Consider the following 244-nt stretch of genomic DNA (forward strand, 5'->3'; position numbering starts at 1 on the left):
AGTGATTGAAGCTGCGTGCTCTTATTATCATCTTTTGACTCAGGAAGCGATTTCACGAGAAAAAAGCGCCCTCACGGCAGCGCCCGCTACTGCGCGGACAGAAAAACGCATTAAGCAATTGGAACAGAGCGCCGAAGTATTACGGCGCCGACAAGAAAATCGGGAAAAAAAGGGTAAAGATGGCAGCCAGCTGCGTATTAATCCAACAGAACCAGAAGCGGTCGTCCAGAAGCTCAAGCGGGGA

The 244-nt window shown here is 50.4% G+C and carries 1 protein-coding gene; it reads left to right on the forward strand.

Annotation, left to right across the window (positions count from 1 at the left end; translation table 11 throughout):
- Positions 1-244: hypothetical protein (locus tag C5470_RS22375; RefSeq protein WP_207627089.1), on the forward strand; the 244-nt coding region annotated here is incomplete at both ends.

Source organism: Photorhabdus stackebrandtii (genome assembly GCF_011189495.1).
In the GTDB taxonomy this organism is placed as follows: domain Bacteria; phylum Pseudomonadota; class Gammaproteobacteria; order Enterobacterales; family Enterobacteriaceae; genus Photorhabdus; species Photorhabdus khanii.